This window comes from Pseudomonas sp. 51_B, assembly GCF_017491595.1.
In the GTDB taxonomy this organism is placed as follows: domain Bacteria; phylum Pseudomonadota; class Gammaproteobacteria; order Pseudomonadales; family Pseudomonadaceae; genus Aquipseudomonas; species Aquipseudomonas promysalinigenes.
On sequence record NZ_JAFGYW010000474.1, the window covers coordinates 1 to 431 of the forward strand.

Annotated in this window: 1 protein-coding gene; it reads left to right on the plus strand. The window is 69.8% G+C overall.

The annotated features are described in order from the left end of the window. A partial coding sequence (trxA, locus tag J5M56_RS25795) for a thioredoxin (protein WP_207938157.1) occupies positions 1-431 on the plus strand: 431 nt, incomplete at both ends.

The following is a 431-nucleotide window of genomic DNA, read 5'->3' on the forward strand; positions in this document are numbered from 1 at the left end:
GTCGACTTCTGGGCGCCGTGGTGCGGCCCGTGCAAGACGCTCGGCCCGCTGCTCGAGAAGCTCGAGCAGGAGTACGAAGGCCGCTGGAAGCTCGTGAAGGTGAACGTCGACGAGAATCAGGAGCTCGCCGCGCACTTCCAGACGCGCAGCATTCCGCACGTGATCGCGTTCGCGGGCGGGCAGCCGGTCGACCAGTTCGTCGGCGTGCTGCCCGAAGGGCAACTGCGCGCGTTCCTCGATCGCCTCGTGCCCGCGCCCGACGAGGCCGAGCGTTACGCCGCGCAGACCGCGCTCGCCGAGGAGCGGATCGACGACGCGCTGTCGCACCTCGAAAACGCGCTCGCGCTGAACCCCGGCTATGACGACGCGCGCCTCGATCTCGTCGAGCTGCTGCTCGCGCTGAACCGGATCGACGACGCGCGCGCCGAAGC